The 479-nt window shown below is 58.5% G+C and carries 1 protein-coding gene; it reads left to right on the top strand.

All coding sequences use genetic code 11. The annotated features are described in order from the left end of the window. Positions 1–479 (top strand): ShlB/FhaC/HecB family hemolysin secretion/activation protein (locus Phpb_RS26870; protein WP_240492540.1); only part of this gene is annotated, 479 nt, incomplete at both ends.

A 479-nucleotide genomic window follows, 5' to 3' on the forward strand; every position in this document is an offset into this window, starting at 1 on the left:
CCGGACTTCGCGCAATTTTATTGATAAGACCGAAGTCGATGTTCAGCGCCGGGAAACCGCGGGCTGGAAGCTGGGGCTGTCCCATCATCACTTTATCGGCAGCGCGACGCTGGATACCAAAGTGACTTACCAGCAGGGCATGCGCTGGTTTGGCGCGCAACCGGCACCGGAAGAGTACCGCAATGAGGGGACCGCCTTGCCTAAAATCACCCAGTTCTCGGCAACGCTTTCCGGGCCGTTAACGCTGTTTTCTCAGCCTTTTTCTTATCAAACCCAGTATCTGCGGCAGATAAGCGCCAGCCCATTGACGCCCCAGGATCGATTTTCAATCGGCGGCCGCTGGACGGTGCGCGGTTTTGATGGCGAGTTGACCTTATCCGCTGATCGGGGTTGGTACAGCCGCAACGAACTGGACTGGCAGACCCCGCTGCGCGGGCAGTCGCTGTATCTGGCAATGGATTATGGCGAAGTGGGCGGCC

The organism is Photorhabdus namnaonensis (assembly GCF_001684335.1).
GTDB lineage: Bacteria > Pseudomonadota > Gammaproteobacteria > Enterobacterales > Enterobacteriaceae > Photorhabdus > Photorhabdus namnaonensis.